Source organism: Faecousia intestinalis (genome assembly GCF_040096185.1).
Classification (GTDB): Bacteria; Bacillota; Clostridia; order Oscillospirales; family Oscillospiraceae; genus JAZOXB01.
Map to the genome: position 1 here is coordinate 1 of NZ_JBBMFF010000167.1, position 5,007 is coordinate 5,007.

Here is a 5,007-nt window from a genome sequence, read left to right on the forward strand (position 1 = left end):
AGGCGGCAAAGCCGCCAACGGCTGCGCAATATTTCAAGTTTTTCATACCGATGGATTGACGAAAAAGATCCGGCATCCACCGCAGGCGATTTATTCAGAGGTCCCTTAGAAAAATTCCTTCTTCCGGCGGGGACAGCGGGTCTTATCCAGCTCGGACTCAATGAGAATAATGTCCGCGCCGACACGGCGGACCTGCTCCCACGGGATAACATAGTCATCTCGGCGGCCAAGCAGGCCGAACAGGCGGCACGGCACGGGCACGACGAGCGCGGCCACGCGGCCGCACTTCAGATCGATGACCACGTCCGACACGCAGCCGAGCCTGCAGCCGTCGCAGATATTGATGACCTCGCGGCAGCGCAGCGAGGAAAACCGGTCTTCCATCGGATCACCTGCCCCATTTCGTCTGCCACATTCTATGCGGCGGCGGGGCCGGATATACCTTAACAAATCGCCTTCCGAAGTGTACGGATGGCATTCTTCTCCAGCCGGGAGACCTGCGCCTGCGAGATGCCGACCTCGGAGGCGACCTCCATCTGGGTCCGGCCGTCGAAAAAGCGCAGGGCCAGAATGCGTTTTTCCCGCTCGCCGAGCGTGGAGATGGCCTCGCGCAGCGCGATGCGCTCGACCCACTGCTCGTCGGTGTTCTTCGTGTCGCGCACCTGATCCATAACGGTCAGCGGGTCGCCGCCATCCGTGTAGACCGGCTCATAGAGCGAGACGGGCACGGAAATGGCGTCCATGGCCGTGTTCACGGTCTCGAGCGGCAGCTCCAGCCGTCTGGCCACCTCCTCGAGCGTCGGCTCGCGCGACTGCTCGGCCTGCATGGCCTCGCGGCACTGCAGCACGCGGTAGGCCGTGTCGCGCATGGAGCGGCTGACGCGGATGGCGCTGTTGTCGCGCAGATAGCGGCGGATCTCGCCCGCGATCATCGGCACGCCGTAGGTGCTGAAGCGGACGTTGAGATTCACGTCAAAATTGGCGATGGCCTTCAGAAGGCCGACGCAGCCGACCTGAAACAGGTCGTCCGGGTTCTCCCCGCGGCCGAGAAAGCGCTGGATGACCGACAGCACGAGGCGGAGATTCCCCTCGATGAGGCGCTCGCGCGCCGCCTGATCCCCCGCCTGGCTGCGCCGCAGCAGCTCCACCATTTCGTCGTTTTTCAGCGTTTTCAGATGCGCCGTGTTCACGCCGCAGATCTCCACCTTGCCCTGCATGGCTCCGTATCCTCCGGTCGTTTTACTGTTCCCATCAAACGGGAATAGTCACAGTATTTCCCGACAGGCGGATTTGATACCAGCAGGCAAAAAAACGGAGAGCTCAGTCCTGCAGCTGAGCTCCTTCAGAATGTTAAAAAAGCCTCGCAGAGTTTGCGCTCGCAAGCGCAAACAGTGGAAATCATTTTCTCCGGCGGCATGTACGTCGAAGAAAATACCCTATTATAATATTATAATTATAATTGTTCGCGCAGGCGGGCGATGTCGCGCCGGACGCTGTCGGCCGTCTCGCCCTCCGTGAAGCTCCACTCCGTGCGATAAAGCTCCAGCTGCTCCTCCCGCGCAGCGATGGCCCCGGCGGTGTCGCCCCGCAGCTCGCGGAGAATGGCCAGCGACTCCAGCGCGTCGACATAGCGCGGCGGGGCCTGCTGTGTCAGGGCGCGGCGGTAATAGCGCTCTGCCGCATCATAGTCCTGCAGCTCCGCCGCCAGATCGCCGAGCGACAGGCTGACGAGCCATTCGTCCGGGAATCGCTCCTCCATCTCAGCCCAGCAGGCACGCGCCTCTTCCATGCGCCCCTCGGCACGCAGAATTTTCCCGCGGTAGAGCGGCACGCGGTAGCTGTCGTCCACGCGGGCCATTTGGACAAGATAGTCCCGCGCCTCCGTCAGGCGGCCGTCCGCGATGAGGTCGTCGAGCAGCCAGAGGTAGCCGCGCGGGTAATCCGGGTGCGCCGCGACGAATTCGCGGTAATAGGCGATACGCCGGGCGTGATTGTGCACGCACCAGTCGCCAAACGTGCCGCCGGTCGCCTCGCAGAGCTCGCTGTGGGCGTCCTTCTCCGTCGGGCTGACGGCAAGCGTCTGCCTGGCATATTCCGCCGCCAGCGCGTGGTGCTGCTGCGCCTGATGGTTGTGCAGCTGGGCGCGCAGGCACCAGCAGCGGCCGGGGCGGTAGCCCGCCTCGATGCGCGACTGCAGAAAGCGCTCGGCCCGCTCCAGCTCGGCCTGCGGCAGCAGGCGGCTGTCCCAGATCCGGTTCTGGATGCGATCGAGCTCGTTGTCGTCCGTCAGGCAGAACAGCTCGTCGAGCGTGACGCCAAAGAAGATGGCGATGTCCGGCAGGAGCTGGATGTCCGGCGTCGTCGTGCCGCACTCCCACTTGGAAATGGCCTGCGGCGTGACAGACAGCTCGGCGGCCAGCGCCTCCTGCGTCAGATTTCTGGCAATGCGAAGCTCGCGGATCTTTTTCCCGATCTCCATGTTCGTTTCCTCCGTTCAAAGTCGTGCAGCGCTGCGTTCTGGATACAGCATACCACACGCCGCGCAAAAAGGAAAGCGCCGCGGGAGCGGGAGCGCGCAACCGCCAGGTGAGTCAGCCGCGGTGGAACAGGCCGCGCTTGACATAAGGCGCAGTCTGCACGGACACGAGCTTGTAGCCAGTCGGCTCGAGCGCGCGGCGCAGGGCGTCCTCCGGGATCTCCTCCGCCGTGACGAGCACGGTCTCGCCCTTGCTGTGCGACGAGCTGACCTTCTTCAGCGGGAAGGCCGCGCGCAGCGTGTCGTTCACATGGCTCTCGCACATGCCGCACTGCATGCCGTCGATCTTCAATGTCATCTGTACCATAGAAATTGCCTCCATTTCAGGTTAGTATTCTCTAACCATCGTTTCAAAAAAGCAGGCCGTTTATGACCTGCTTCATTCTGCCGAAAAAGCCTCGCAGAGTTTGCGCCCGCAGGCGCAAAGAAAGTAGGAATCATTTTCTCCGGCGGCGTGTACGTCGGAGAAAATACCGCTCGGCTCGCAAACGTGCGGAGGGCGCGCCCTTCGTGCGCTGCCGCGAGCCGCAGCCCTTTCAAACGAGAGCCCAGTGAAACGGGTCTCGTTTGAGAGCGTGTCAAAAATTCTTTTTTGACACGCTCTCTGACCTGCTTTCAGGATAGCACGGAGTCCCGCGCTTGTCAAGTCTCAGCGCTCATTCTCGCGCAGATGGCCAAGGCTTCCGCCCGGATGCCACTTGACATACTGCTGCGGCGTGACCTTGGCCTCGCTCTGCAGCAGGACGCTCAGGGCCTGCAGCACGAGGGTCTCGGCCAGGATGGAGGCGCGGGGCGCGCGGTCGAGCGGGCCGCCCTCGGCGTCCGCATGGGCCAGCAGATGGACCTCGCTCTGCTGCGCGAGCCACGAAGAAGCGTTGCCGCTCACGCCGATGACGGCGCAGCCGTTGTTCTTCACGGCGCTGACCGTCGCCTTCATCTCGGCGGTCTCGCCGCTGTTGGAGATGAAGATGACGACATCGCCCGGCACGAGCTGGCCGCAGGAGCCGTGCACGGCCTCGGTGCCATGCAGGAAATAGGCGGGCGTGCCTGTGGAGGAGAACAGCGAGGCCGCATAGCCCGCCAGATGCGCGGGCTTGCCGATGCCGGAGATATGCAGGCGCTTGCCCGCCGCCTTGGCCGCGAGGATCAGCTCCGCCGCGCGCTCGAGCGCGGGATAGTCCATGTTGTCCAGCGTGGCGGCGACGTTCTCGCGCGCCGTGCGGGCGAATTTTTCATAATCGGCTTTCCAGGTACGTTCCATATCTCAGCCCTCCAGTCCGCTCACGCCGCCAGGCATGGTCGCTGCGACCTCGGCCAGCGTGGGAAGCGACGGCATCGCGCCGAGACGGGAGACCGTCAGGGCCGCCGTGTGGTTGGCAAAGCGCAGGGCATCCTCGGAGGACAGGCCGCTGCAGACCGCCACGCAGAACGCGCCGACGAACGAATCGCCCGCTGCGGTCGGATCGATGGCCTTGACGCCGGGGACGGACGGACTGAGCACGAACCGGCCGTCCTCCACGAGGGCCGCACCGGCCGAGCCGATGGTGATGAGCAGCTTTTCCACGCCCTTTTCGCCGAGCTTCGCGGCGGCGGCGCGGACGGAGGCCTCGTCGACATGGCTGCCCTCGTGGCCGATGGCAACGCCGCTCAGGTCGCGGGCCTCGTGCTCATTCGGGGAGAGGTACGTCAGGCAGGCAAGCAGCTCCTCGGGCAGCGGGGCGCTGGGGGCCGGGTTCAGCATGACGGGCACACCCTTGCCGTGGGCATATTTTGCAACGATCGTGTTGATCTCCATCGGGATCTCGAGCTGGAGCACGACGAGGTCGAATTCGGCGATGCGGTCCTTCAGGAAGGCAACGTCCTCCGGCGTGATGGTCATGTTCGCACCGGGCACGACGAGGATGCGGTTCTCGGTGCCGCCGTTCGGCTGCTCCTCGAGGATGATAACGGAGCAGCCGGAGGCCGCGTTGTCGTCATAAAGGATGCAGGACGTATCGATGCCTGCCTCCTCGCAGGTGCGGCGCATCTCGTCGCCGTTTGCGTCGTGGCCGAGCTTGCCGCACATCGTGACCTGCGCGCCGAGGCGGGCCATCTGCACGGCCTGATTGGCGCCCTTGCCGCCGGGAGCCTTGTTGAAGCGCTCGGCGAGGATCGTCTGGCCCTGACGCGGGAAGACGCGCGTCGTGACGATCTGGTCCATGACAAAGCTGCCGACGACCAGAATTTTCGGTTTCTTTCCCATTGTGTTTCTCCTTTTTTGCGAGTCTCCTCTGCAGGAAGCGGGGAGACGGATTTTCATTCACGCAGGCGGCAAACCGCCCGTCAGCTTGTCAAAAAAGTCCCTTCGAGCCTTTTTCGCCAAGCTGCTTTCAGAATTGCAAAATCAATTTTTGCAGCATGATTTTGCAATTCTGCCGCTGCGGCGGGTTATGGAACGCGAAAGGACACCCTGACGGTTTCCTTTCACACTT

At 63.3% G+C, this 5,007-nt stretch carries 6 protein-coding genes; all 6 read right to left on the minus strand.

Annotated elements, in window-relative coordinates; all coding sequences use genetic code 11:
- Positions 1-105: 105 nt before the first annotated feature.
- Positions 106-384: a PRC-barrel domain-containing protein gene (locus WMO66_RS04785; RefSeq protein ID WP_349135249.1), complete on the minus strand. Its 279-nt coding sequence runs from the start codon at positions 382-384 to the stop codon at positions 106-108.
- A gap of 59 nt (positions 385-443) precedes the next feature.
- Positions 444-1,217: an RNA polymerase sporulation sigma factor SigG gene (sigG, locus tag WMO66_RS04790; protein WP_349135250.1), complete on the minus strand. Its 774-nt coding sequence runs from the start codon at positions 1,215-1,217 to the stop codon at positions 444-446.
- Between the two features lie 236 nt (positions 1,218-1,453).
- Positions 1,454-2,479 carry a helix-turn-helix domain-containing protein gene (locus WMO66_RS04795; RefSeq protein WP_349135251.1) on the minus strand — a complete coding sequence of 342 codons (1,026 nt, stop codon included), beginning with the start codon at positions 2,477-2,479 and terminating at the stop codon, positions 1,454-1,456.
- Between the two features lie 112 nt (positions 2,480-2,591).
- The gene (locus WMO66_RS04800) at positions 2,592-2,843 is read right to left on the minus strand and encodes a heavy-metal-associated domain-containing protein (RefSeq protein ID WP_349135252.1); all 252 of its coding nucleotides are present in this window, start codon (positions 2,841-2,843) and stop codon (positions 2,592-2,594) included.
- A 342-nt stretch (positions 2,844-3,185) separates the two neighbouring features.
- Complete coding sequence (locus WMO66_RS04805; RefSeq protein ID WP_349135253.1) at positions 3,186-3,797, minus strand: SIS domain-containing protein; 612 nt, start codon at positions 3,795-3,797, stop codon at positions 3,186-3,188.
- 3 nt (positions 3,798-3,800) lie between these two features.
- Positions 3,801-4,778 (minus strand): ribokinase, encoded by a 978-nt coding sequence (rbsK, locus tag WMO66_RS04810; RefSeq protein WP_349135254.1) that lies wholly within the window; start codon positions 4,776-4,778, stop codon positions 3,801-3,803.
- Positions 4,779-5,007: the final 229 nt, after the last annotated feature.